We start from the raw sequence: 26,151 nt of genomic DNA, 5'->3' as shown, positions 1-26,151 counted from the left end.
CGCACCGGAACGTGCTGCCCGCTGGGGACCTACCGGCCCCTGGTAGGGGCCGACCGGCCCAAGCGCGACGGAGGGACACAGGCACAGCCTGACGGTGAACCCTCCCGCACAGCACACAGAGAGAAGGCCCGCCATGAAGGCACTCGTCTTCCACGGTCCCGGGCAGACCTCCTGGCAGGACGTCCCGGACCCCTCCATCAAGGACGCCGCCGACGCGATCATCAGGGTCGACGCCGTCACCATCTGCGGCACCGACCTGCACATCATCAAGGGCGACGTGCCCGAAGTGACCCCCGGCCGGATCCTGGGCCACGAGGCCGTCGGGACCGTCGTCGAGACCGGCGGCGACGTCCGTAGCGTCCGCCCCGGCGACCGCGTCCTGATCTCCTGCATCTCCGCCTGCGGCCGCTGCCGCTTCTGCCGCGAGAGCCACTACGGACAGTGCCGCGGAGGCGGCGGCTGGGTCCTGGGCCACACCATCGACGGCACCCAGGCCGAATACGTACGCGTCCCCTTCGCCGACCTCTCCATCCACCCGCTGCCCAGCGCCCTGGCCAGCCACGACGCCGTCCTGCTCGCCGACATCTTCCCGACCTCCTACGAGGTCGGCGTGCTCAACGGCAACGTGCGCCCCGGCGACACCGTCGTCGTGGTCGGCGCCGGCCCCATCGGCCTGGCCGCCATCGCCACCGCACAGCTCTACAGCCCCGGGCGGATCATCGCCGTCGACCTCGCCGCGTCCCGGCTCGCTGCCGCACGCGACCTCGGCGCCGATGCCACCGCGAGCGCGGACGAAGAGCCCGAGCGCTTGGTGGAGGACCTCACGGACGGGCTCGGGGCGGACGTGGTCATCGAGGCCGTCGGCGTGCCCGAGGCCTTCGAGATGTGCACCCGTATGGTCCGCCCAGGCGGACGGGTCGCCAACATCGGCGTCCACGGCAAGCCCGCCGTCCTCCACCTCGAAGACCTGTGGATCAAGGACGTCACCATCACCACCGGCCTCGTCGACACCCACTCCACCCCCATGCTGCTGCGCATGATGGCCGCCGGCCGCCTCCCCGGTACAGCGATGGTCACCCACCGCTTCGAACTGGACCAGATGGAAGAGGCGTACGACGTCTTCTCCCGCGCCGGCGAAACCGGCGCCCTCAAGGTCGTGCTCGGCGGACCGCAGCACGACACGGTCGCCGTACCGCCCCAGGAGCAGTGAGCGCCGTGAAGAGCACGCCGAGCACCCACCCGCAGCAGTCCGGCGAGATGGCCGGACGCACCGACCTGGGCCGCCGCCTGGCGGCCCGCCGCGAAGCCCTCGGCCTGAGCCGCGACGAACTGGGGCGGCGGTGCGGCGCCGACGGCACGTACATCGCCTACCTCGAGGAGCACGCCGCCAGTCCTGCCATCGGCACCCTGGTCCGGGTGGCCGACGCCCTCGGCCTCACCGTCGACGACCTGACCGGTGCCAGTGCCCACCGCGTCGCGGGCCGAGCCACCGCCCGGCGCGACAGTACGCTCGTACCGCTGGACGAGACCGAATGCCGGCGGCTGCTGAACACGCACGGCGTCGGCCGCATCGCCGTCTTCACCCCCGAAGGCCCGGCCGTCCTCCCCGTCAACTACCTGATCGCAGGACCCGACATCGCCTTCCGCACCTCTGCGGAAGCCGTCACGGCCAGAGCGGCAGGTACCGAGGTCGCCTTCGAGATCGACAACATCGACGACGTGACAGCCACTGGTTGGAGCGTGCTGGCCGTGGGTGGACTGGAAGCCGTCACCGACCCGGACGAGGTCCACCACCTCAACACCACGGCTCGCTCCCAACCTTGGGCCGGTGGTCCGCGCAGCCACTGGATGAAGCTCGCCCCCGCTCGGATCACCGGCCGCCGCGTGGTGCACGACTCATGAGCGACCTGCGCGCGGTCGTCTTCGACACCGACGGAGTGCTCCTCGCCACGGCGGACCGCCACGCGGCCGCCTGGAAGGAGACCTTCGACGGCTGCCTGCCCGAGTGGCAGCCGTCGTACGCCGGGGTACGACCGCGTCCGTTCGACCCCGTGCGCGAGTACCGGGACCTGGTCGACGGCAGGTCCCGCCTCGACGGCGTGCGCGCCTTCCTCGGCGCCCGTCACATCGGCCTCCCGCCGGGAACGCCTGGGGATCCGCCCGGGTGCACCACCGTTCACGCGGTCGCCGCCCGCAAGGAGGAGGTCTTCTCCGCGATGCTGCGGACCGACGGCGTCCGCACCTTCGACGACGTACGGCCCGCGCTCCAGCGACTACGGGAGATGGAGGTGCGATGCGCAGCCGTCTCGGCTTCGCGGCACGCCCGCTCCCTCCTGGAGGCCGCGGAGCTCATCGGCTACTTCGACACCCTGGTGGACGGCCAGGACGCGGCCGCACTTGATCTTCCGGGTAAGCCTGACCCTGCCCTCTTCCTCGAAGCTGCCGGCCGTCTCGGCGGGACCCCCGGTCACACCGCCGTGGTGGAGGACGCACTCGCCGGCGTCGAAGCGGGACACCGAGGCGGTTTCCGCCTGGTGGTGGGACTCAACCGCGAAGGCGACCCGCACATGAGGGACGCCCTGCGCGCGCACGGCGCCCATCTCGTCCTCCCCGACCTCGGCGGGCTGCCCGCCGCACTCGAAGGCGACCGCCCGTGACCACGGCCTGGCGCTGGGAATACCACCGCTACGACCCCAAGACCGAGCGGCTGGTCGAGTCCCTCTGCACACTGGGCAACGGCCGTTTCGCCACGCGTGGTTCGGCCCCCGAAAGCGTCGCCGACGACGTCCACTACCCCGGCACCTACCTCGCGGGATGCTACGACCGGCTCGACTCCGCAGTCGGCGGACGCACGGTCTCCAACGAGGACATGGTCCGGCTGCCGGACTGGACCGCGCTGCGGTACCGCTGCCTGCCCGAGGGGGCACCGCCCGGCGACTGGCTCACGCCCGACCACCCGACCCTGCGCCACAGCCACGTGTCGCTGGACCTGCGTGCCGGGACGCTCACCCGCCGCATGCTCTTCCACGACGCCGACGGCCGCCGCCTGGGCGTCGCCCACACCCGCCTCGTCCACATGGGAGATCCGAACCTGGCAGCTCAGAACACGGTGTTCAGAGCGTACGGCTGGAGCGGCCGGATCGAGATCGAGTCCGTACTCGACGGCGACGTCACCAACGCGGGAGTCGACCGCTACCGCGCCCTGGCCGGGCGGCACCTCGTCGAGCACCGGGCCGGAGTCGAGGCGGAGGGCACCGCCTGGATCGCCTGCACCACGGCCACCTCCCGGATACGGATGGGGCTCGCGGTCCGGACAACGGCACGTCCACTGGCGCCGGTGGGCCGGGCGTGCACAGCCACCGCCGCCACGCAGACGTTCGTCCTGCCGATCAAGCGGACCGCCCCGGTCGTCGTGGTGAAGACAGCCGCCCTGTGTACCTCGCTCGACCGTCCCCCGGCCGATCCGCTGCGGCGGAGCATCGACTGCGCCACACACGCCCCGGACTTCCCTTCCTTGCTGAACTCCCACCGGGCGTCCTGGCAACGCCTCTGGAGCGAAGGAGAGTTGAAAGTACCCGGAGAGACGGGCAAGGTTCTGCGGCTGCACGCCTTCCACGTCCTGCAGACGCTCTCGCCGCACACCGCCGAGCTCGATGCCGGCGTCCCCGCCCGCGGCCTGCACGGCGAGGCGTACCGGGGCCACGTCTTCTGGGACGAGCTGTTCGTCCTGCCCTTCCTGGACCTCCACCTCCCCGAGACCGCCCGCGCCCTGCTGATGTACCGGCACCGACGGCTCCCCGCGGCCCGGGAGGCCGCTCGCCGGGCCGGGGCGAAAGGAGCCATGTTCCCCTGGCAGAGCGGCAGTTCCGGCACCGAGGAGACCCAGCGCCTGCACCTCAATCCACGCTCCGGCCGCTGGCTGCCGGACCACTCCCACCTCCAGCACCACGTGGGGTCGGCCATCGCCTGGAACGTGTGGCAGTACGGGCTGGCCACCGGCGACGCCGGATTCATGCACGGCCCGGGCGCCGAACTCCTGCTGCACACGGCCCACTTCTGGGCGGACACGGCGACGTGGGACACCAACCTCGGCCGCTACCGGATCCGCGGCGTCGTCGGACCGGACGAGTACCACGACGCCTACCCGGACGCCGCCGCCCCCGGCATCGACGACAACGCCTACACCAACGTCACCGCCGCATGGGTGCTGGCCCGCGCCCTCGACCTGTACGGGGAACTCCCTACCGCCCGACGCGCCGAGCTCCTCACGCAACTGGGCATCGGCCCCGACGACCTCACCGTCTGGGAGGACGTCTCCCGCCGCCTGTACGTGCCGTTCCACCGCGACGTGATCAGCCAGTTCCACGGCTACGGCGACCTGGCCGAGCTCGACTGGGACGGCTACCGAGCCCGCTACCACGACATCCGCCGCCTGGACCGCATCCTGGAAGCCGAAGGCGACACGCCCAACCGCTACCAGGCGTCCAAGCAGGCCGACACCCTCATGCTCGGGTACCTCTTCCGCCCCGCAGAGCTGGAGCAACTCTTCCTTCGGCTCGGACACCGCCTTGACGACGGCCTCTGGCGCCGGACGGTGGACCATTACCTGCGGCGGACCTGTCACGGCTCCACGCTGAGCAGCCTCGTCCACGGCTGGGTCCTGGCCCGGGAGCAGGGCCCGGATGCCTGGCGCTACTGCCAGGAAGCCCTGCTCGGTGACATCACGGACGTCCAGGGCGGCACCACGGGCGAGGGGATCCACCTCGGTGCCATGGGCGGCACCCTGGACCTCGTCGAGCGCGGCATCGTCGGACTCGAGCCCCACGGCGACGGCCTGCACATCGACCCGGTGCCCCTCTCCGAAGTGCCCGGTTCCTCGTTCTCGATCTCCTACCTGGGGCACCGGGACATCCGCATCCGGTTCCGGCCCGGCCGGCTCGGCATAAGCGTCCCTTCGTCACTTCTGGGCCCGGTGCCCCTGGTCCTGCCCGGAGACCGGCACGAACGCATTTCCGCAGGCCAGGAGCGGTGGTTCCGGCTACCCAAGGGTTGATCGGCAGTCGCCGCATGCTCGCGTGGCGCTGCGTGCGCAATGCGCACACTGTGGATGTATCAGCCGTCGGAAGGATGAGCGGAATGGACAGGCAGCAAGAGGCTCCGCGGATCGTGGTGGGCGTCGACGGATCGCCCTCGTCCCAGGCCGCGCTGCGCTGGGCGGTCCGGTACGCAGGGCTGGTGAGCGGACGAGTGGAGGCGGTCGCGGCATGGGACCTCCCCGGTGCCGCATCATGGTCGGCCCCAGCGGTGGACACCACGTTCGACGAGGAGGAGGCCGAGCGACGTCTGGTCGAGGAGGTCCGCTCGGTCCTCGGTGAGGACGGCGCCTCCTCCGTGCACCAGCGCCTGGTACGCGGCAATCCAGTAGACGTCCTGGTGGATGCGGCAGACGGCGCGGACATGCTGGTCGTGGGCAGCCGTGGTCGCGGCGGCTTCAGCCGAGCCCTGCTCGGTTCGGTGAGCCACCAGACGGCGCTCCACGCACCGTGCCCGATCACCATCGTCCGGGCGGACATCCCCGTCGAATAGCTCCACCTCGGGCTGGCGCATAACCTCACGGAATGGTGCAGAGCAAGGCAGGCGACGTCGACGGCTACCTGACCGAGGTTCCCGAGGAGCGCAGGGGCGCATTGGCCAAGGTGCGGCAGCTGTGCCGTGAAGAGTTGGTCGGCTTCGACGAAGTCATGGCTTACGGGATGCCCGCGTACGAGCGCGACGGCGCCTGCGAGATCGCGTTTGCCAGCCAGAAGCAGTACATCTCCTTCTATCTCATGCGCAGTGACGTTCGCGAAGCGTTCGAGGAACGGCTGGCCGAGCAGGACATGGGCAAGGGGTGCCTGCGGTTCCGCAGGCCGGCGAGCATCGACTTCGACCTGCTGCGGGACCTCCTCAAAGCGACGGCTGCCCGGCCCGGGAAGGTCTGCTGAGGCTCCCGTCCCCCCTCGCCGTGGTCATCGGCGGCCCGGCGCGTGGTGAACGGTGTTTCCGGCATGGTCCTGAGCAGGACGGACACAGTCCTGCCGCAGGCCAGGCAGCCACTCAGTACCGGGACCTGGGCCGATCGGCCCCGCGTGAATGGCCCCCTCGGCACTGCGGTCTTCCTGGCCTACTGCGTGATCGTGGAACCCAGACGCCAATCCGGCGCCGCCTTCCGAAGAGGGTGACCACGATGCAGCGCATTCGGATCCAGACCCGGCCCAAGCAGCCCCACAGGCCCGCGCCGCTGGATCTGCGCACGCCGTCCGGCCGCCCCCTGCCGTACTGATCCCTGCTGATACGCAGCCCCGGAGGACGTCATGGGACACACGCGACGCGTCGTACCGTTCACCGAGCTCAGCCGAGGCGACATCGGCAGGGTCGGCGGCAAGAACGCCTCCCTCGGAGAGCTGACCAGACGGCTGACCGATGCCGGCCTGCGTGTGCCGCCCGGCTTCGCCACGACCGCCGACGGCTACGAGGAACTGCTCGACGGCCACGGCCTGCGTACCCGCATTCAGGAGCAGCTCGACCGGCTCCACGACGGTGTCGCGCTCGAAGACGTCGGAGCGGGCATCCGCTCAATGATCATGGGCGAGACCCTGCCCGAAGCCCTGACGGCAGAGATCATCACGGCGTACGAGGAGCTCGGCCGGGAGCTGGGCCGCTCCGACCCGGAGGTCGCCGTACGCAGCAGCGCCACCGCCGAAGACCTGCCGGAGGCCAGTTTCGCCGGCCAGCAGGAGACCTACCTGAACGTGAGTGGCACCGTGCAGCTGCTGGACTCGGTGCACCGATGCTTCGCCTCCCTCTACACCGACCGCGCGATCGACTACCGGGAGCGGATGGGCTTCGACCACCTCCAGGTCGCCCTGTCCGTCGGCGTCCAGGTGATGGTCCGCTCCGACCTCGCCGGGGCAGGGGTGATCTTCACCCTTGACCCTGAGAGCGGCTTCCCGAACGTCGTCGTGGTGAGCGCGGCCTGGGGGCTGGGCGAGACCGTGGTCAGCGGGCAGACCGATCCAGACGAGTACACCGTCTTCAAGCCCGGCCTCAAGGACCCGGCCCTGAACCCCGTGATCGACGTACGGATCGGCGCCAAGCGCCGCAAGGCCGTGTACGCGGAACACGGGCTGACCGACACCGTCGACACCACCCCCGAGGAACAGGCCCGGCGGGTCCTGACCGACGCCGAGGTGCGGCAGCTCGCCGGATGGGCCGTTGCCGTCGAGGACCACTACGGCTGCCCGATGGACCTGGAGTGGGCGAAGGACGGCATCACCGGCGACCTGGCGATCGTGCAGGCGCGGCCCGAAACCGTGCAGTCCCGCCGACGCACCACGACCCTGCGCCGCTGCCGTCTGACCGCCGGCCCGGGCGATGCCCTGGTCGAAGGCATCGCGGTGGGCGAAGCCATCGGAGCGGGTGCCGTCTGCCGCATGGACACGCCGGTGGACCTGGAACGCTTCCCGGCCGGAGCCGTGCTCGTCACCTCGATCACCGACCCGGACTGGGAACCGATCATGAAGCGTGCCGCGGCCATCGTCACCGACCACGGCGGCCGCACCTCACACGCCGCGATCGTGAGTCGGGAACTCGGCGTCCCGGCGGTCGTCGGCACCGGGAACGCCACCGAGGTGCTGCGAGACGGCGCCGACATCACCGTCTCGTGTACCGAGGGCAGCCGGGGCAAGGTCTACGAGGGCCGGCTCCCGTACGAGGAGACCGAGACGGACCTGTCCGCCTTGCCCGCCACCCGCACGCGGGTGATGCTCAACCTCGCCGACCCTTCCGCTGCCTTCCGCTGGTGGCGGCTGCCTGCGGACGGGGTGGGCCTGGCCCGTCTGGAATTCATCGTCGCGCACCAGGTCAAGGTCCACCCCATGGCCCTCCTGCACCCGGAGCGCCTGGATCCCGCCGACCGCTGCGCCATCGACCAACTCACCGAGGGCTACCTCGACCGCGGCCGGTACTTCACCGACCGCCTCGCGTACGGCATCGCCCGGATCGCCGCCTCCCGCTGGCCCGACCCCGTCGTCGTCCGCACCAGCGACTTCAAGACCAACGAGTACGCCAAGCTCCTCGGCGGCCGCCCCTTCGAACCGGTGGAGGCCAACCCGATGATCGGATGGCGCGGCGCCAGCCGCTACTACAGCGACGGCTACCGGGAGGGCTTCGCCCTCGAATGCCAGGCCCTGCGCCGGGTGCGCGAGGAGATGGGCCTGACCAACGTCATCGTGATGATCCCGTTCTGCCGCACCTTGGAAGAGGCTGACAAGGTCTTGGAGGTAATGGCGGCTGAAGGGCTCCGGCGAGGCGAGAACGGCCTCAAGGTCTACGTGATGGCCGAGATCCCCGCCAACATTCTCCTCGCCCAGGACTTCGCCCAGCGTTTCGACGGCTTCTCCATCGGCAGCAACGACCTCACCCAGCTCACCCTCGGAGTCGACCGCGACTCCGGAGCCCTCGCCCACGTCTTCGACGAGAACGACCCGGCCGTCACCGACCTCATCCGGATCCTGCTCCCACGGGTCCAGACCCTGGGACGTCCGGTGGGCCTGTGCGGACAGCGGCCCAGCGACGACCCGGCGTACGCCGCATTCCTCGTCCGCGCCGGAATCGACTCGATCTCCGTCGCCCCCGACAGCTTCGCGTCCGTCAAGCAGCACGTCGCCGCTGCCGAGGACGAGCGCTACGGGGAGGACCGAATGGCCCCTGTAGGGATCCGTCCGGCCCAAGCGGAGCAGCCGTCGGCCGCGTGACAGTGGCATCAGCCCCGCACCACGAAATCGAGGAGCACCCGCCATGAGCACCAAGCGAGTCCTGGTCGCCTACGGGACCAAGCACGGAGCCACCGCAGGCATCGCCGAACAGATCGGCAAGACTCTCCGCGAGGACGGTCTCGACGCCGTCGTACTGCCCGCCGACGATGTCCACGACGTCCGCGCCTACGACGCCGTCGTCCTCGGCGGCTCCCTCTACGCCGGCCACTGGAGCACCAAGGCCAAGCACTGCGCCGAACGCAACGCCGACTCCCTGCGGCACCGCCCCGTGTGGATGTTCAGCAGCGGCCCGCTCGACCGCTCCGCCGAGGAACACGACATCCCGCCGGTCTCCGCCGTCGCCCGGGAGATGCAGCTGATCGGAGCGCGCGAGCACATGACCTTCGGCGGCAGCATCACGGCCCACACCCCGGGCTTCCTCGCCAAGGTGCTGACCCGCCAGGGCAAGGGCGGAGACTTCCGCAACCCCGAGCGGATCCAGAACTGGGCCCACCACATCAGCGCCGAGCTCGTCGCCGCCTGAAGGGACGGCCCGGTTCGCCATGGACCAGCACGGAGGCGTGCCATGCACCACCGGACGAAAGGGACTCGGGGCAACCCGCTCAGGCGTGGTGCCGACCGAACCCGGACCCGTATGCATGCCGTCTTCGCGCTGACCTGCCTGCTGGCCGTCATCGCCGGATTCGCCCTCGGGAGGGCCGCATGGACGGACGGCCACCGCAATGCCGAGAACATCGCGCGTCATGGACACTCTGTGACGGCCACCACGGTCGACGAGACCAGTTACCGGGCCGGAGTCCGGCCGAGCAGTGCGCCGGTCACGGTGGCAACCGCTACCTGGCAGTACCCGTCCCGCCGCCCGCACACGGAGACCATCCCTGTTCCGGCAGGCACCCGCAACGGGGACACGGTCCGCGTGTGGGTCGACGGAAACGGCAATGCGGTCGCCGCGCCACCCGGCCAAGCCGAGATCACTCTGAACGCGGTCGGGATCGGCACCGGAACGCTGGCCGGGATCCTGCTCGTCGGCGGCGCCCTCGTGACCCTGCGCCTCCGCCTCGTGAACGCACGCAGCGCACGGGCCTGGGAAGACGAGTGGGCCGACATCGAGCCTCTCTGGTCCGGCCGCCTGCGCCCCGGCCAGGGAGCCAGCGATGAGTGAGATCACCACCGGCCCGGACCTTACACCGGGCAGCGCGCCGGATCCCCTCGGACCCCTTCCCCTGCTCCGTCGCGAACTGCACACCGGCCCCCTGGGCCTGTCGAGCCGGGAGGCGGCACGCCGACTGGCCGTCTATGGCCCGAACGAGGTCCGCCGCACTGCCCAGACCAGCATCCTGAGGGAACTGCTGCGGCAACTGATCCACCCGCTGGCCCTGCTGCTATGGGCTGCGGCGGCCCTCGCCTTCACCGCCGCCATCGCCGTGCTCGGCTGGGCGATCGTCGCGGTCATCCTCGTCAACGCCGGATTCGCCCTCGTCCAGGAACGGCAGGCGGAAAAAGCCGTCGACACCCTGGCCCGCTACCTTCCCGCACAGGCCCAGGTCATCCGCGACGGGCACGCGCAGCACGTCCCGGCCCGGGACCTGGTCCCCGGAGACCTCATCACCCTCGACGAGGGTGACCGGATACCCGCCGACGCCCGCCTGACCGAGGGCGGAATCGAGGCAGACCTCTCCATGCTGACGGGCGAGTCCACCCCCGTCGAGCGTCTTGCCGGCCCGGGGCTGGAAGGCAGTTCGCTGCTGCAGGAGCCCAACCTGGTCTTCAGCGGCACCACCGCCACCGGAGGCCAGGCGCAGGCGATCGTCTTCGCCACCGGAGACCACACCGAGCTCGGCCGGATCGCCGCACTCAGCCAGCGCACCCGCCGCGATCCGAGCCCACTGGAACAGCAGGTCAAAAAGGTCGCCTGGCTGATCGCCGCGGTCGCGGTCGCCATGGGAGCCGTCTTTCTGATGATCGGCGTGGCGGTCGGCCTGCCGCTGACCGACTCGCTGATGTTCGCCATCGGTCTGCTCGTCGCCAACGTGCCCGAAGGGCTGCTGCCCACCATCACCCTCGCCCTCGCCGTGGGCGTACGGGTCCTCGCCCGGCAGGGCGCCGTGGTCAAGCGGCTGAGCGCCGTGGAGACCCTCGGATCCACCAACGTCATCTGCACCGACAAGACCGGCACCCTCACCCGCAACCAGATGCGCCTCCATTCCACCTGGACCCCGCCGCACGAGGCTGCAAGCGGTTCGGAGACCGCCGAACTGGTCCGAGCCGCTGCCCAGTGCACCACCGTCACCCGAGAGAGCGACGGGTGCCTGCACGGTGACCCGACCGAGATCGCACTGGTGGAGGGGTCCGCACAACACGCTGCACCCCTCGACCTGGCCGACCGTGACAGCCGCCGCCGTGCCTGCTTCCGCTTCGACCCGCGCCTGCGCCGCATGTCGGTGGTCCACACCGGTGACAGTGGCAGCCTTCACGTCATCGTCAAGGGCGCCCCCGAGGCCGTCCTGGCGCTACTGGCTGCAGGCGAGCCGACCGGGGAAGTCCAGGATGCCGCCGACACCCTGGCAGCGGACGGCATGCGTGTCCTGGCCGTCGCAGTAGGCGAGCTGCCACCCGGGACCGAGGCGACGCCCTCGCGACGGCAGGACATCGAGCGGGACCTGCACCTGCTCGGCCTCGTCGGCCTCTACGACCCGCCGCGCCCCGAGGTCGCCGCCGCGGTCCGGCGCTGCCACGAAGCGGGGCTCACCGTCCACATCGTCACCGGCGACAACGGAGCCACAGCCGCCGCCGTCGCCCGAGCCGTCGGCATCGGAACGCCGAACCTCCAGGTGATAGCCCAGTCCGAGGCGATCGATGACCACGAGCTCGACCACCTCCTCCGCCAGGACGGTACGGAGATCGTCTTCGCCCGCTCCTCGCCCGAGACCAAGCTGAAGGTTGCTGATGCCCTGCGGGCCCACGGGCAGATCGTGGCCATGACCGGAGACGGAGTGAACGACGCTCCGGCCCTGCACCGTGCCCACATCGGCGTGGCCATGGGGCTCTCGGGCACCGACGTCGCCCGCGAGGCGTCGACCATGGTCCTGACCGACGACAACTTCGCCACCATCGTGACCGCGATCGAGGCCGGCCGCCGCGTCTACGACAACGTCCGCAAGTTCATCGTCTACATCTTCGCGCACCTCACCCCCGAGGTCGTGCCCTTCCTCGTGTTCGCCCTCTCCGCAGGGGCCGTACCGCTGCCGCTCACCGTCCTGCAGATCCTCGCCATCGACCTGGGAACCGAGACCCTCCCAGCCCTTGCCCTCGGACGGGAGCGCGCCGAGCCGGGGATCATGTCCCGACCGCCCCGCCCCAGTTCCCAAAGCGTGATCAACAAGGACATGCTCATTCGCAGTTGGGGCTGGCTCGGCACCGTTTCCGCCGTCCTCGTCATGACCGCCTTCTTCTACGTCCTGTGGCGTGCGGGCTGGCACCCCGGCGACCCCACCGGACCCGGAAGCCCCCTGCACCACGCTTACCTCACCGCAACCACCGCCACCTTCGCGGGCATCGTCACCTGCCAGGTCGGCACGGCCATCGCCGCCCGAACCGACCACGCCGCCCTGCGCGACATCGGCCTCTTTACCAACCCGCTGCTCCTGGCCGGCATCGCCTTCGAACTCGTCTTCACCGCGGCGCTCGTGTACGCGCCGCCGCTCCAGAACCTCTTCGGCACCGCCGCCCTGCCGCTGGACGTCGTCCTCCTCATCGCGGCCTTCCCACCGCTGGTCTGGGGAACCGACGAGATCCGGCGCTGGGCCCGACGCCGACACCACCGCTACTCCTGATCCGACCGGAGGCACACCATGTCGCACACGAGCGAATGGAAGACCCACCTCTACCTCTTCGAGGAAGAGCACACCACCAAGGTCCGGGTCGAACTCGACACCGGAACCACCCGCCTCACGGGTCACGGCACCGCGCGCTGCAACCCGACGGACAAGGACGTGCCCGAGATCGGTGACGAACTCGCGGCCGCCCGGGCACTGGAGAACCTGGCAGAACAGCTCAAGCGCACCGCCTACGGCGACATGGCGGCAGCGGGCGCAGCATCGCACCACGCACCCCTCACGGCCTACGACCTTGGGTGAGCGAGCAGGTCTCCAGCAGCGGCTCAGACTGGACCCATGGGCGACGGGCCGGATGAGGTAAAGGCACGACGTGCGGTCCAGTCACCGCACCTGCATATTGCGCACGAACGTTTCGGCAAGCCGGTAGGCGCAAGGGGGAGGTGCCCGTGTTCGGCTCGGCTCTGCACACCCGCGGCATAGACCGTGACCCCTTCCCGACACGGGTCCGCTCCACCGGCCATCCACCTCCGTGGTGCAGAGGATGGACGGCCACCTCGCAGCCGGGGGCGTGCGCAGCACGATAGGGCGCATTCAAGTAGAAGATCAATTCGAGTGCGCCCCCTAGTGTGACGAAGCCCGGCCCAAGATCTTCTGGTTGCTAGCGTCCTTGTCGTGACACACTCCATGCCCTCCGGCCCGATGAGCCGGACCGGATCACGCTGCCCGGACCCCGTCAACTCGGCCGAATCGTTTCGCCCTGTGCTGTTGGACCCTTCCCGCGCTGCTGACGCGGCGGCGCTGACCACGTTGAGGGAGTCGAACCGTCCGCGCGAGGTCCACGATCGGATCGAGGAGCAGGTCGCCGAGCTGTTGGGTTGCCTGGCACCCCAGGACCCCTTCGGGGGCCGCTCCCGGTCCAGCGCCGTGGCTGATGTCCTGGGGGCCTGCTCCGATGACTACGGCAGGTGGGCCTGGTATCCGTGGTCACGGCGCCTGGTCCACCTGCTGCCCGAGGCCCAGTTCCGCCTGGTGCGCACCGACCGCAATCGCGACAAGATCAGCCGCGAGCAGCAGCAGGGCCTGTTGAGCCGACGAATCGGCGTGATCGGTCTGTCGGTCGGCAGCAGTGCGGCGTTGACTTGTGCCATGGAGGGGGTCGGTGGGGCCTTCCGGCTGGCTGACTTCGACCGGCTCGGCCTATCCAACCTCAACCGGTTGCGCGCTGGGGTCCACGAACTCGGCCTGGAAAAGAGCATTTTGTGCGCGCGCCGCATGTATGAGCTCGATCCGTACCTGGACATCGAGATCCACCGCGGCGGTGTCACCGAGGAGACGATCGAGACCTTCTTCGGCGCAGGTGAGGAGGGCCGGGGCTTGGATCTGCTGGTCGAGGAGTGCGACACCCCCTGGGTGAAGGTCGCCGCCCGCGAACACGCGCGCGCCGGGCGGGTCCCCGTCCTCATGGACACCAACGACCGCGGGGTGCTGGACATCGAGCGCTTCGACCTCGAACCACGCCGTCCGCTCTTCCACGGCCGAACCGGCGACACGACCGCCGAAGACGTACGGAGCCTCACCCGGGACGAAGCTCTCCGCTTCCTCCTCGACGTCGTCGACGAGGAGCGGCTGAGCCCCGCCATGACCGACGCCCTCACCCGCGTCGGCCACACCCTGTCCAGTTGGCCGCAACTGGCTAGCGGCGTCATGCTCGGCGCAGCCCTCGTCACCGACACCGCCCGCCGCATCCTGCTCGGCGAACCCCTCACCTCGGGGCGCCACTCTCTCGACCTCGAAGCACTTGTCCCCGCCCTGGCAGCCTTGCCCGCACCCCACGGAGCTGCCCTGTGAACCGCGTCCCCGAATTGCGCGGCGAGCACCTGCGGCTGCGCGAGCTCCACGCGAATGACCACGACGCCTTCGCGCGGATCCTCACCCATCGCGTCCTCACCCGCTACCTCGGCACCGATTGCATGGACACCGGGCAAGCCCACGACGCCTTCACCAAGAGCCTCGCCCAGCCCCACACCCAACCACGCCGCAAATTCACCCTCGCCGTGTGCGCCCCCGACGACGACACCCTGGTCGGTACCATGGGGCTCCTCGTCGAGGACTACGGCAGCAACGCCATGCTCACCAGCCTCGCCCTGCTGCCCGGCGCCCCCATGCGCGGGCACGGCCATGAAGCCGGCCGGCTGCTGATGGCCTACGCCTTCGGACACCTGGGCCTACACCGCATCTGGGCCGGCCATCGTAGCGACCACCACCACATGCCGAAGGTCATGCATGCCGCCGGTCTGCGTCCCGAAGCCACACTGCGTCAGCTCTTCCACACCCAGGGCTGCTGGCACGACGTCATCACCTACGCCACCGTCGCCCCCGAGTGGAAACGACAAGCCACCGACAGGGAATTGACCGTCCTCGACGGCACACCCGCCTCGCGCAGACCTGAACCCATCCAGTAAACAGAGGCCCGGCAGTGGTGGCTAGCTCGGGTGACGGCCCGTCGCGCGTTGTCGCGAATATCGCCTGTGAGAGTTTCGGGACAGCCACCGGCGCGATCACGATTCCGTAGATCGCGCCCCTTGAAAGTCCTCTCAAAACCAATGTGTTGTGCGACACACTTCTGGGGCCTCGTCCTCGTAGCTGCGCTCCGCGAGGGAAACGAGATATCGGAGGACGCGAGACGTCGTCCGCCCAGCGGGAGATGGCGAGCCAGCGCGAAGCCCTCCAAGGCGCAGATCAGCAACCGGGTAAAGGTGCGGCCTGAACTGGAAAGGGCCGCTCACGCTGGGCCACCAGCTCAAGGAGCCCACCCCCGAGACGCCTGTCATCCTCACGGTCCACGAGCTCGAGCGCCTGGCCAGGAACGCGACCGAGCTGATGTCGCTGTTCGCCGAGCTCCAGGCAGGCGGCATTCAGCTCGAACTCCTCACCGGTCCGCTCATCGGCATCTATGCCCCAAGAGGCGGGGGTGCCATGCTCTTCGCCGTACTCGCCGACGCCGGACAGATCGAACGCAACCACATCCGGGAGAGATCCTTCGAAGGTCAGGTCACTGCCGCCGCGAGCACGACGGATAGTTCCACAGCCTCGCCACCCGAGAACGCGAGGCCGTCCTGGTCCGCGACGCAGTCCACCTCGCCGCCCGCCGCATTCTAGAAGCACCAGCCGCGAGGAGGCCTTCAAGGAGCTCGGGATCCTGCTGGATACCCACCATGCCCGCACCGCCGTGCGCGCCTTCGACTCGGACAGGACGTGGGGGTAACTCGAACGGCCCTGACACCGTTGGATCGGCGTGACCACAACGATGCGGCCCACGTCGGCGACAGGCGTGGGCCACCCCAGAAGTGAAACGGTTCTGCGTCCTGAACTAGAACCGATCTTCAGTGAATTAGCCGAACAATGGGAGAGTGCCGGCCGCCTGGTGCCAGGCAGTACGGACGAGGGATGGACGATCCTCGCCCGCCGCGACCCTTGACCCAGCTCATGACCCCACCACGAGATCTCCGCGGCGGTATCGCCACGGCGCTCCAGGGCTCGCGGACCGGCACCGTGTTTGGGCCCCGGCCCGCGAGCCCCACCAATCCCGGCTCACGCCCCAGTTGCGTCAGCAGGAAGGCACCGACCGCTCGGGGAGAGCAGGACCTTCGACGCGGGGGGAGCTGGCATGGCTCCGACACCGCACAGGAATCGGAGCCGCGGAACGCACAGGACCCAGTGTGGGGGTCCAGTCCCGTGCACGCATCATCCCCCAACGCGTAAGGCCGCAGCAAGGACACGGCCAGGACCAGACTCCGTCTACCGCTTAGCGTTAACCGCTGACCGACGTTCCGACCGAGGCCGCTGGCACCGGGCATCCACCATGCGATACTGCTTGGCGGGGTGCTCGCCACCAGGGTCATGGGCATCGGTTTCGCCCTGTGCCTGGTAAAGCCGGCGATGACCTATCAGCAGCAGGGTGACGGCGGGCCCCGGCGATCGGTGCGGCCATCGCGATCGGGGCTGTTAGGTTCGCCGTCCACTTCATCGCACTGGCCTGGGCGCCGGCAGCCTCGCTGAGGTTCCTCAGCCCGTTTGATTTAGGAGCCTGGCGACGTCCTCACCGCAGGGGGTGCGCTCGGGCCTCGGCTCGGGGTCCTTGACGCAACGGGTGCCTGGGCACCCTACTGGCTCATCTGCTGCTCCACCGCCGAGATCTCGCGTCGTGCGAGCGCAGCCGCTGTCGATCGGCCGTGGCGACACATGCGCCGGGGAAGGGAGCGCGGCTGCTCCGCCTGCCCGGCTGCTCGCGGGCTCAGTACGGCCAGGACCAGTCTGCGACCTCCGGCAGGTCGGTGCCGTGCTCGCGGATCCAGCCGTTGTGGCGGATGCGCTCGTAGGCCATGGCCTGGCGCAGTCCCTCGGCGCGGTCGGCCAGGCCCGGGATGCGGTCGATGACGTCCATGACGAGCCGGTACCGATCGAGGTCGTTACGCACGACCATGTCGAACGGGGTGGTCGTCGTGCCGGACTCCTTGTACCCGCGCACGTGCAGGTTCGGGTGGCCGGCGCGGCGGTAGGCGAGGCGGTGGATGAGCCACGGGTAGCCGTGGTAAGCGAAGATCACCGGCTTGTCGCTGGTGAAGAGCGCGTCGTACTCGGCGTCCGTCATGCCGTGGGGGTGTTCCTCGTGGGGCATGAGCCGGGCGATGTCGACGACGTTGACGACGCGGACGGCCAGTGAGGGAAGGTGCTCGCGGAGCAGGGCCGCTGCGGCCAGCACCTCCATGGTGGGTACATCACCGGCGCAGGCGAGTACGACGTCCGGTTCGCGGGAGCCGTGGTCGGTTCCCGCCCACTCCCAGACGCCGGCGCCGCGCGTCACGTGGGTGCGGGCCTCGTCGAGCGGCAGCCAGTCGAAGCACGGCTGCTTGCCGGCGACGATCACGTTGACCTGGTCGCGGCTGCGCAGGGCGTGATCGGCCACGGCGAGAAGGGTGTTGGCGTCCGGCGGCAGGTAGACCCGAACGACCTCGGGGCTCTTGTTGAGGACGTGGTCGACGAAGCCGGGGTCCTGGTGGGAGAAGCCGTTGTTGTCCTGGCGCCAGACGTGCGAGGTGAGCACGTAGTTGAGAGAGGCGATCGGAGCCCGCCAGGACAACTCGCGGGAGGCCTTCAGCCACTTGACGTGCTGGCCGACCATGGAGTCGACGATGTGCGCGAAGGCTTCGTAGGTGGAGAGGAGCCCGTGGCGGCCGGTGAGGAGGTAGCCCTCCAGCCAGCCCTGGCAGACGTGTTCGGAGAGGATCTCCATGACGCGGCCATCGCGGGACAGGTTGCGGTCCGTCGCCTCCGTCATGCCCTGCCAGGCTTTGCCAGTGGCGTCGTACAGATCGTCCAGCCGGTTCGAGGCGGTCTCGTCCGGGCCGACGACCCTGAAGTCCCGGCGTTCGGCGGTGTCGCGCATGATCCGGGTCAGGAAGCGCCCGAGGACGCGGGTCGGTTCGTGGAGACTGCTGCCTCGCTTGTCGACGGGGACGGCGTAGGTGTCGAAGGCGGGAAGCGGGAGGGGGCGCAGCAGCCGGCCGCCGTTCGCGTACGGGCTGGCGCCCAGGCGGCGTTCGCCCTGCGGGAGACAGGCGAGAACCTGCTCGGAGGGCCGCCCGTCCGCGTCGAAGAGCTCCTGCGGCCGGTACGAGCGCAGCCAGTCCTCCAACTGCCTCAGGTGCTCGGGGTTCTCGCGTACCCCCGCGAGCGGGACCTGGTGGGACCGCCAGGTGCCCTCGACCGGCCGCCCGTCGACGGTCGCGGGGCCGGTCCAGCCCTTCGGGGTGCGCAGCACGATCATCGGCCAGCGTGCGCGCTCGCGCTGCGTACCGGTACCCGCTGTCCGGGCTTCCTGCTGGATGAGCCCGATGCGGTCCAGGGCGTGGTCCATGGCCCGGACCATGGCGTGATGCACCTGGCCGGGGTCGCTGCCGGCCACGTACAACGGGTCGTGCCCGTAACCGCGCAGCAGCGCGTCGAGCTCGTCCTCGGGGATCCGGGACAGCACCGTCGGGTTGGCGATCTTGTAGCCGTTCAGGTGCAGGATCGGCAGGACCGCGCCGTCGTGGACCGGGTCGAGGAACTTGTTCGAGTGCCAGGACGCCGCCAGCGGCCCCGTCTCGGCCTCGCCGTCCCCGATGACGCAGGCGACCAGCAGGCCGGGGTGGTCGAAGGCGGCTCCGTAGGCGTGGGCGAGGGCGTAACCGAGCTCGCCGCCTTCATGGATGGAGCCGGGCGTCTCGGGGGCCACGTGGCTCGGCACGCCGCCGGGGAAGGAGAACTGCCGGAACAGCTTCGCCATGCCGGCCACGTCCCGCGTGATGCCCGGGTAGGTCTCGGTGTACGTGCCTTCCAGCCAGGAGTTGGCGAGGACGGCCGGACCGCCGTGGCCCGGACCCCAGACGCACAGGGCGTCGAGCGAGCGCTCCTTGACCACACGGTTGAGGTGGGTGTGGACGAGGTTCAGGCCGGGGGAAGTGCCCCAGTGGCCGAGCAGCCGCGGCTTGATGTGCTCCGGCCGTAGCGGCTCGGTGAGCAGCGGGTTGTCCATGAGGTAGATCTGGCCGACTACCAGATAATTGGCTGCGCGCCAGTGCGCGTCGAGCTCCGAGATGGGGTACGAGGTCATGCCCGCTCCTGAGTACGACGGTCCGGGACGTTCGTCGACTGAGCCGACGCCTCCACCCTGCCGTCCCCGCGTCGGCGCCGCGAGGGGAGGACCGGCCCTGGGGGAGGGACTGTTGGCCCCTGTGTGCCACGGCGTCCAGCCGGGAGGGTGAGGTCAGCGGTGCCGGTCCCCCCCGGCCGGCGCCGCTCCCCCTGATGACCGACCTCGATGCCCCGGCATCGGTACGGAGGACAGACTCGTGAAGCGCACCCTGGTTGTCGGAGTGGACGGATCTCCTCAGAGCCGGGCTGCGGCGGACTGGGCCGCACGGGAAGCCGTATGGCGTGGCCTGCCCTTGCACGTGGTTCACGCCTGGTTCTGGGCGCCGCTCGCCGACCCGATCGTCCAGGACCGCGACACCGAAGCCAGGCGGGCCGACGACGTCCTGAAGGAGGTCGAGGACGAGCTCACCCACCGGTACCCGGGGCTGGATCTCACCGCGGATGTGCTCGCTGAGGCGCCGGTGCCGGCCCTGCTGCACGCGGCCAGGGACGCGGAGCTGCTGGTCATCGGCACGCGCGGGCACGGAGCCCTGGTCGGTTTCCTGCTGGGCTCCTACGGTCTGCAGGTGATCGCCGCCGCCGAGTGCCCCGTCGTCTCCGTCCGCTCCGCGCACGGCAGGCCGCTGGCCGTGCCGGAGGAGGGAGAGGTCGTCGTCGGACAACAGGGCGGCGTGGAGGAGTCCGTCGAAGTGCTGCGCGTCGCCTTCGAGGCGGCCGCGGCACGGAAGGTGCCGCTCCGTGCGGTCCGGGCTTGGAGCCTGCCCCCGGTCTACGGCTACAGCCCCGGGTCGATGTGGATCGCCGACCAGTTCGGTGGCCTGGAGCCATACGAGAAGGCCGCGCTCGAGCAGGCCCTGGAGCCGTGGCGGCTGAAGTACCCAGAGGTCGAAGTCGTCGCTCACGTGGAACAGGGCAGCGGTGGCCAGGTGCTGCTCAGCGCCGCGTCGGACGCGCAGCTGCTCGTCGTGGGCCGCCGGGTCAGCGAGTGGGCGGTGGGGGCGCACATCGGGTCCGTGGCACATGCGGTCCTGCACCACGCGGTCTGTCCTGTCGCGGTGGTTCCGCACGCCTGATCCGCCCCGGGCCAGGCGGGAGGGTCGGGCACGCGGAGGTACGGCGTTCCCGGCCGCCGGCTATTCCGTGGTCGGGACGGGGTGCTGGCTCGGCGGGATCAGCGTGTGGCTGGCGATCACGGCAGCTTGGACGCGGCGCTCCACACCCAACTTGGTGAACAGGCGCGAGATGATGTTCTTGACGGTCTTCTCGGCGAGGTACAGCCGTTTGCCGATTTCGCGGTTGGTGAGCCCCTCGCTGACCAGGACGAGGATCTCCTTCTCCCGGTCGGTGAAGCCGGGCAGGCCCGGGACCTGGTCCTCCTTGGGCACGTCGCCGCGCATGCGGGCCATCAGCCGGGTCGTGGCTCCCGGATCGAGCATGGACTGGCCGGCCGCGACGGTGCGGACGGCGGTGACCAGGTCGGTGCCGGTGATCTGCTTCAGCACGTAGCCGGAGGCGCCCGCCATCACGGCGTCCAGCAGGGCCTCCTCGTCGTCGAACGAGGTGAGCATCAGGCAGGCCAGCTCGGGCATCCGCGAGCGCAGCTCGCGGCACACGCTCACGCCGTCGCCGTCCTGGAGCCGTATGTCGAGGACCGCCACTTGGGGACGCAGCGCGGGGATGCGGATCAGGGCCTGTTCCGCCGTTCCCGCCTCACCGATGACGTTCAGGTCGGGCTCCGCGTCCAGTAGGTCGTGCACCCCGCGGCGTACGACTTCGTGGTCGTCGACGAGGAAGACCGTGATTGGCGTCCTGGTGAGGGAGGGGGCACCGCTGTCGGTCATGACGCAACTCCTTCGCCTGGCTTCGTCCTGGAAGGCCGAACCCCCGCATCCTGCCTGCCGAAGGGGCCGACCGGACAGGGCCGATCGGCCCTCATTCGACCCTTCCCGCGCGATGGGGCACCCGGGAGCAGGGACCTTCGGCCCTGCGCGCGGGGCATGTGGACCTTCCCGGGGCCGGACCGCATGCGATGAGCTGGTGCCGCACAGGGAGAGGCGCGGCTCGACCGCAGAGCCGCACGCAGCGTGGAGGTTCCATGACGACTACCTTGATCGATCTGAAGACCGCGGTGAGGAGCGACGGCGATGTGCGCGTCACCCTGGCAGGAGAACTCGACTTCCACACGGCGTGGCAGGTGGAACCCCGACTCACCGCCCTCGCCGCGTACGGTCACCGCAGCCTCGTCCTCGACCTGTCCGGGATCTCCTTCTGCGACAGCGCGGGCATCGACCTCTTCCTGCGCGTGCACCACCGCTGCTACTCGACTGGAACCCGGCTCCGCCTGTGCGGCGTGCCGCCTCTGGTGGCCAAGTCGATGCGGGTGCTCGGCGCCGACCGCGAGCTGCGGCTCGTGGTGGCTTGACCAGGGCGGTGTCCGAAACCGGTGCCTGGTTCAGGACCGTTGGGCCCTGGTTCTCGTGGTGATCGAGAGAGAGGCTGGTGACTCGGAAGCCCCAAGATTCGATCGATACCGGATGAAGGTGCGCAGCATGGACCAGGCCGGCGGCATACGGCGCACCGACGGTCAGGCCGACGACGTGACGGCCACCCGGCGCATGCGCGAGCTCGACAGGGCCGAGGCGCTCCGGCTCGTGGCGACAGTGTCCCTGGGGCGCATCGTCTTCACACAGCAGGCGCTGCCCGCCGTGCGCCCGGTCAACCATCTCGTCGAGGGCGGGGACATCATCGTGCGGATCCACGACGACGGGGCACTCGCCTCCCTCTCGGCCCCGGCCGATGTCCCCGGTGTGGTCGTCGCCTATGAAGCGGACGCCATCGATCCCGTCACCCACCTCGGCTGGAGCGTCGTCGTCACCGGCTACGCGTGCCCGGTGACCGACGCCGATGAGGCGACCCGGTTCGCTTCCCTGCTGCGCCCCTGGGTGGGACGCCCCATGACCCGAGCCCTGCGGATTCGCCCCGACCTCGTCGCCGGATTCCGGCTGAAGGCGGAGCGGACGCTGCCGGAGCCGACTGCCGGGGGAGCATCGCGTCGGGGCCGTCAGCTCCCGGTGGGGAGTGGCGCCCGCCAGACGAGCCGACTGCCACCCTCGTCGGGGGTGTCCACGGTGAAGGACCCGCCCAGGCTCCGTGCCCGGTCGTCGAGGTTGAGCAGGCCGCTCCTGCGGCCCTGGACCGGGATGCCCCTGCCGTTGTCGGAGACCGTCAGCACGACCTCGCCTGGTTCGGCCTTGAGGGCCACGGCGACCCTGGTCGCCCCCGCGTGGCGTGCGGCGTTGCTCAGGAGCTCGCCCAGCACCGCCATGACGTGGTCGGCCACGTCGGACGGGACGTCCGTGTCGAGCAGGCCCTCCATGTTCAGGCGCGGCGGATGGCCGAGGGTGGTGGCCGCGTCGCCGACCGCCCGGGCAGCGCGGGCCCGCAGACCCTGTCCGCTCTCACGGTCCTTGGTGCGCAGACCGAAGATCGTCGATCGGATGATCTTGATGGTTTCGTCCAGGTCGTCGACCGCACGGCTGACGCGTTCGGCGGCCCCTTCGTGCTCGACGAGCCGTGCGGCGCTCTGGAGGGTCATGCCCGTGGCGAAGAGCCGCTGGATGGCCAAGTCGTGCAAGTCCCGTGCGATCCGGTCCCGCTCCTCCAGCAGCGCTATCTGCTCGGCGTCACGTCGCCGTTCCGCCAGTTCCAGGGCGATGGCCGCCTGACCCGCAAAGGCGACGAGTGGCTCCAACTCGTTCTCGCCGAAGACTGGCTCGCCGGCTGCGCGCACGAGCAGGAGCACGCCCCTGCTCTCTCCGCCGGCGGTGCCCAGCGGGACCGCGACGGCGGGGCCCAGCCCGCCCTCAGTCTGGGCATCGTCCGGGTAGCGGTCGTCGTCCGAGGCGTGCACGACCGTGACGGGTTGCCCGGTCCGGTGGGCTGTCCCGGAGAGCGTTCCCGCGATGGGCACGACGAATCCCCGCCTGGCCTTGCCGTCCGCACCCGCCGCGAACTCCACGAACAATCCCTCGGCGCCGGGAACCGGCACGCAGATGTCCGCGATCCGGGCCCCCGTGATCTCCTGGGCCCGCAGAGCGATGAGCTCCAGCACCGCCGGACGGGAACTGCCCGACAGCAGGCTTTCAGTGATTTCCGCGTTGGCCTTCAGCCACCGCTGCTGGCGCTGTGACCCCTCGTAGAGCCGGGCGTTGTCGATCGCCACGCCCGCCGCCACCGAGAGGGTGGAGATCACCGATTCGTCCTCGGTGTCGAAATCGAACCCGCCCCGCTTGTCGGTCAGATAGAGGTTCCCGAACACCTCGTCCCGCACCCGGATCGGCACACCGAGGAACGTGCGCATGGGCGGGTGGTGCGGCGGAAACCCGTACGACGAGGAGTGAGCGCCGAGATCGGTGAGGCGCAAAGGCTCCGGGTGATGGATGACCTCCCCGAGCAGACCGTGACCGGCCGGCAGGGGACCGATTTGGGCGATGGCCTCCTCGTCGAGCCCCACGGTCAGGAACTGCGACAACGTGCGGCCGTCAGGGCCGATGACCCCCAACGCCCCGTACTCGGCGTCGACGAGCAGGGCCGCGGCCTCCACGATCCGCCGCAGGACCTGGGCCAGATCCAGCTCCCGGCCCACCGAGACGACGGCCTCCAGCAGACTGTGCACCCGATCGCGGGTGCCACGTACGGCGTCGATGCGTACTTGGAGCTCGTCGAGCAGCTCGTCCAGCCGCATCCGGGGCACTTGCGTCAACGGATCCCCCACACTCACGTGATTCCCCTTCGCTGCCCGCCCCGTCCGGAGCCAGCGTATCGACAGCCCGGCCTTGCGGGGCGGGGAGCGGGAACGTCGGCAGGACGACGGGATCGCGACACGCCGAGGCGTGAGCGGCGTCGTTGCGTACGGCCGCTGGCCGTGACTGACTTGATCGCAGAGTCGGACGGCAGAGGGGCGGAGACGGCCATGGGCCTCAAGAAGGCGGTCTACGAGAGAGAACTGCTGCGGCTCCAGACGGAGCTGGTCAAGCTCCAGGAGTGGACGCGCGCGGAAGGCGCCCGCTTGGTCGTCGTCTTCGAGGGGCGTGACGCCGCGGGCAAGGGGGGCACGATCAAGCGCGTTGCCGAGCACCTCAATCCCCGTGTCGCACGCATCGCGGCGCTGCCCACGCCGACGGAGCGGGAGCGTACCCAGTGGTACTTCCAGCGGTACGTCGAGCATCTGCCCGCCGCCGGCGAGATCGTCCTGTTCGACCGCAGCTGGTACAACCGGGCCGGGGTCGAGCACGTCATGGGCTTCTGTACGCCCGCGGAACACCAGCTCTTCCTGCGGCAGTGTCCGGTCTTCGAGCGGATGCTGGTGGAGGACGGGATCCTGCTCCGCAAGTACTGGTTCTCCGTCAGCGATGCAGTGCAGGAGGAGCGGTTTCGCGCCCGTGCGAAGGACCCGTTGCGCCGGTGGAAGCTCTCCCCGATGGACCTGGAATCCCTGACGCGCTGGGAGGCGTACTCGAGGGCCAAGGACGAGATGCTCGTCCACACGGACACGCCGGATGCCAGATGGTTCGTGGTCGAGAGCGACGACAAGCGCAGCGCGCGGATCAACATGATGGCCCACCTGCTGTCCTCGGTTCCCTACGCGGACGTGGCCGTACCCTCGCTGACCTTGCCGCCGAGGCCCCGCTCAACGGGCTACGAGCGTCCGTCCAAGGAGTTGCAGACCGCCGTACCCGACCATGCCGCCACCCTCGGGAAGGCTGAACCGCAGTAGGCGCCTGTCGGTCTACTCCCGGATTTCCAGGACCTCGGTCAACGGGCGGCGCGGCGTGTCGGGGCCTGCAGGGCCGTAGCCGAGGCGGAAGACCATCTGCACGTGTCCCATGGCCGCGACGGGGTCGCGGGTCGTCCAGCGCAACTCCGGCCATTCCAGGGGATGGGACGTCATCGACGTGGCGAGGCCGTCGGCAGTGGCCTGCAGAAGGACCCGCTCCATTGCCTGGCCGGCGCGCAGCCAGTCTGCCCTCGTGTCCTCCGAGGTGCTCAGCAGAGCCAGTTGCGGCCGCTTCTCGAACACGGCCCACCCGCGATCCGGTATCGGGTTGGCCCAGCCGAAGTCGCGTACAGGGGTGCGGCCGCCAGAACCCTTCGGTCCGAATGCGGCGGCGGGAATGCCATCACTACGCGTGCCCGCAGCATCCTGCGTGTGGGAGGTCCAGGCCGCGGTTTCCTCTTGGGCAAGCGGATCGATCTCCTCGCGATGTTCTGCGTCCCGTACCAGCCCGAGCACGGTGTCGACGTGCCAAGTGTCCGGGACGGTCAGCATGCAGCCTTCCAGGTGGGCAGCAGCCCACAGACCGTCCAGGAGCGCGGTCGGTACCGGCTCCTCGCTGAAGGGGTACCGGCTGGTGTGCCGACGCGGGATGGCGTCGTGCAGGGAGGCCAGCTCGCGGTCCGCGCCCGCAGTTTCGTCGATGGTCACCGTGGCAAGCAGCCATGGTTCGGCGTCGTCGGGCAAGAGCTGCACGCGGACCGGGAGACCGATCCAGGCGGCGGACACGCGCAGGTTGAACAGGGCCGCAGCGCAACCGAGGTGGAGGCTGCGGTGAACCGGGTCGGTTCGGGTCATGGCGCGTTCCGGATCGCCGTACAGGGAAAGTGCACCCGTGCCGACATGGAATACGAACTTCCACGGCTGGGCGTTGTGCATGGACGGGGCGGTGACGGCGTCGCCGACGAGCTGGATGACGGTGTCGGGGTCGAGGTGTGGTGCGGTCACGGGACTGGTCCTGTCTGTGCGG

21 protein-coding genes and 1 pseudogene are annotated in these 26,151 nt (G+C 69.9%); 18 read left to right on the top strand and 4 right to left on the bottom strand.

All coding sequences use genetic code 11. From position 1 onward, the window contains the following. Positions 1 to 133 precede the first annotated feature (133 nt). The 14 genes from ACTVZO_RS04680 (at position 134) to ACTVZO_RS04615 (ending at position 15,811) form a co-directional block, all read left to right on the top strand. Complete coding sequence (locus ACTVZO_RS04680; protein WP_443297132.1) at positions 134 to 1,210, top strand: zinc-dependent alcohol dehydrogenase family protein; 1,077 nt, start codon at positions 134 to 136, stop codon at positions 1,208 to 1,210. A 5-nt stretch (positions 1,211 to 1,215) separates the two neighbouring features. Beyond that, complete coding sequence (locus tag ACTVZO_RS04675) at positions 1,216 to 1,902, top strand: helix-turn-helix domain-containing protein (protein WP_443297131.1); 687 nt, start codon at positions 1,216 to 1,218, stop codon at positions 1,900 to 1,902. Then, a complete protein-coding gene (locus ACTVZO_RS04670) occupies positions 1,899 to 2,657 on the top strand; it encodes an HAD family hydrolase (RefSeq protein WP_443297130.1) in 759 nt (252 codons plus the stop codon). Before ACTVZO_RS04675 ends, ACTVZO_RS04670 begins: the two co-directional genes overlap by 4 nt. After that, the gene (locus tag ACTVZO_RS04665) at positions 2,654 to 5,053 is read left to right on the top strand and encodes a glycoside hydrolase family 65 protein (RefSeq protein ID WP_443297129.1); all 2,400 of its coding nucleotides are present in this window, start codon (positions 2,654 to 2,656) and stop codon (positions 5,051 to 5,053) included. The genes ACTVZO_RS04670 and ACTVZO_RS04665 overlap by 4 nt, the downstream gene beginning before the upstream one ends. An 83-nt stretch (positions 5,054 to 5,136) precedes the next feature. Then, positions 5,137 to 5,586 (top strand): universal stress protein, encoded by a 450-nt coding sequence (locus ACTVZO_RS04660; protein WP_443297128.1) that lies wholly within the window; start codon positions 5,137 to 5,139, stop codon positions 5,584 to 5,586. Between the two features lie 32 nt (positions 5,587 to 5,618). Next, complete coding sequence (locus ACTVZO_RS04655) at positions 5,619 to 5,984, top strand: iron chaperone (protein WP_443297127.1); 366 nt, start codon at positions 5,619 to 5,621, stop codon at positions 5,982 to 5,984. Positions 5,985 to 6,353: 369 nt separating this feature from the next. Beyond that, positions 6,354 to 8,795, top strand: coding sequence for a phosphoenolpyruvate synthase (ppsA, locus tag ACTVZO_RS04650; RefSeq protein ID WP_443297126.1), 2,442 nt, complete (start codon positions 6,354 to 6,356; stop codon positions 8,793 to 8,795). Positions 8,796 to 8,838: 43 nt separating this feature from the next. Next, entirely contained in the window at positions 8,839 to 9,339 is a 501-nt protein-coding gene (locus ACTVZO_RS04645; RefSeq protein WP_443297125.1) for a flavodoxin domain-containing protein, read from the top strand. Positions 9,340 to 9,450: 111 nt separating this feature from the next. Continuing rightward, entirely contained in the window at positions 9,451 to 9,978 is a 528-nt protein-coding gene (locus tag ACTVZO_RS04640; RefSeq protein ID WP_443297124.1) for an Rv1733c family protein, read from the top strand. After that, entirely contained in the window at positions 9,971 to 12,649 is a 2,679-nt protein-coding gene (locus ACTVZO_RS04635) for a cation-translocating P-type ATPase (RefSeq protein ID WP_443297123.1), read from the top strand. The genes ACTVZO_RS04640 and ACTVZO_RS04635 overlap by 8 nt, the downstream gene beginning before the upstream one ends. 18 nt (positions 12,650 to 12,667) lie before the next feature. Further along, on the top strand, positions 12,668 to 12,952 hold the full coding sequence (locus ACTVZO_RS04630) for a DUF1876 domain-containing protein (RefSeq protein WP_443297122.1): 285 nt from the start codon (positions 12,668 to 12,670) through the stop codon (positions 12,950 to 12,952). A gap of 399 nt (positions 12,953 to 13,351) precedes the next feature. Then, a complete protein-coding gene (locus tag ACTVZO_RS04625; RefSeq protein WP_443297121.1) occupies positions 13,352 to 14,500 on the top strand; it encodes a ThiF family adenylyltransferase in 1,149 nt (382 codons plus the stop codon). Next, the gene (locus ACTVZO_RS04620; protein WP_443297120.1) at positions 14,497 to 15,114 is read left to right on the top strand and encodes a GNAT family N-acetyltransferase; all 618 of its coding nucleotides are present in this window, start codon (positions 14,497 to 14,499) and stop codon (positions 15,112 to 15,114) included. Before ACTVZO_RS04625 ends, ACTVZO_RS04620 begins: the two co-directional genes overlap by 4 nt. Before the next feature lie 301 nt (positions 15,115 to 15,415). Beyond that, the gene (locus ACTVZO_RS04615) at positions 15,416 to 15,811 is read left to right on the top strand and encodes a recombinase family protein (RefSeq protein WP_443303045.1); all 396 of its coding nucleotides are present in this window, start codon (positions 15,416 to 15,418) and stop codon (positions 15,809 to 15,811) included. 1,135 nt (positions 15,812 to 16,946) lie between these two features. Here the strand turns inward: ACTVZO_RS04615 and ACTVZO_RS04610 are convergent. Further along, the gene (locus tag ACTVZO_RS04610) at positions 16,947 to 19,307 is read right to left on the bottom strand and encodes a phosphoketolase family protein (protein WP_443297119.1); all 2,361 of its coding nucleotides are present in this window, start codon (positions 19,305 to 19,307) and stop codon (positions 16,947 to 16,949) included. Between the two features lie 238 nt (positions 19,308 to 19,545). On the opposite strand from ACTVZO_RS04610, the gene ACTVZO_RS04605 reads away from it, so the two are divergent. Next, positions 19,546 to 20,421: a universal stress protein gene (locus ACTVZO_RS04605; RefSeq protein ID WP_443297118.1), complete on the top strand. Its 876-nt coding sequence runs from the start codon at positions 19,546 to 19,548 to the stop codon at positions 20,419 to 20,421. Between the two features lie 60 nt (positions 20,422 to 20,481). Here the strand turns inward: ACTVZO_RS04605 and ACTVZO_RS04600 are convergent, their stop codons facing one another. Continuing rightward, the gene (locus ACTVZO_RS04600; RefSeq protein WP_443297117.1) at positions 20,482 to 21,189 is read right to left on the bottom strand and encodes a response regulator; all 708 of its coding nucleotides are present in this window, start codon (positions 21,187 to 21,189) and stop codon (positions 20,482 to 20,484) included. 254 nt (positions 21,190 to 21,443) lie between these two features. On the opposite strand from ACTVZO_RS04600, the gene ACTVZO_RS04595 reads away from it, so the two are divergent. Both ACTVZO_RS04595 and ACTVZO_RS04590 read left to right on the top strand, forming a co-directional pair. Continuing rightward, positions 21,444 to 21,770, top strand: coding sequence for an STAS domain-containing protein (locus ACTVZO_RS04595; protein WP_443297116.1), 327 nt, complete (start codon positions 21,444 to 21,446; stop codon positions 21,768 to 21,770). Positions 21,771 to 21,897: 127 nt separating this feature from the next. Then, positions 21,898 to 22,359, top strand: a pseudogene (locus ACTVZO_RS04590) (pyridoxamine 5'-phosphate oxidase family protein); the annotation flags it as partial. 50 nt (positions 22,360 to 22,409) lie between these two features. On the opposite strand, the gene ACTVZO_RS04585 reads toward ACTVZO_RS04590, so the two are convergent. Further along, the gene (locus tag ACTVZO_RS04585) at positions 22,410 to 24,092 is read right to left on the bottom strand and encodes a sensor histidine kinase (RefSeq protein WP_443303044.1); all 1,683 of its coding nucleotides are present in this window, start codon (positions 24,090 to 24,092) and stop codon (positions 22,410 to 22,412) included. Between the two features lie 228 nt (positions 24,093 to 24,320). Between ACTVZO_RS04585 and ppk2 the strand changes: the two genes are divergently transcribed. Further along, on the top strand, positions 24,321 to 25,124 hold the full coding sequence (gene ppk2, locus ACTVZO_RS04580) for a polyphosphate kinase 2 (RefSeq protein WP_443297115.1): 804 nt from the start codon (positions 24,321 to 24,323) through the stop codon (positions 25,122 to 25,124). Between the two features lie 12 nt (positions 25,125 to 25,136). Here ppk2 and ACTVZO_RS04575 read toward each other — a convergent pair whose 3' ends face one another. Beyond that, a complete protein-coding gene (locus tag ACTVZO_RS04575) occupies positions 25,137 to 26,129 on the bottom strand; it encodes an Acg family FMN-binding oxidoreductase (protein WP_443297114.1) in 993 nt (330 codons plus the stop codon). Positions 26,130 to 26,151: the final 22 nt, after the last annotated feature.

It is taken from the genome of Streptomyces sp. IBSNAI002, from assembly GCF_052244475.1.
Lineage (GTDB): Bacteria > Actinomycetota > Actinomycetes > Streptomycetales > Streptomycetaceae > Streptomyces.
The sequence above is the reverse complement of the archived record's forward strand: the minus strand, read 5'-3'. Positions and strand labels throughout refer to the sequence as shown.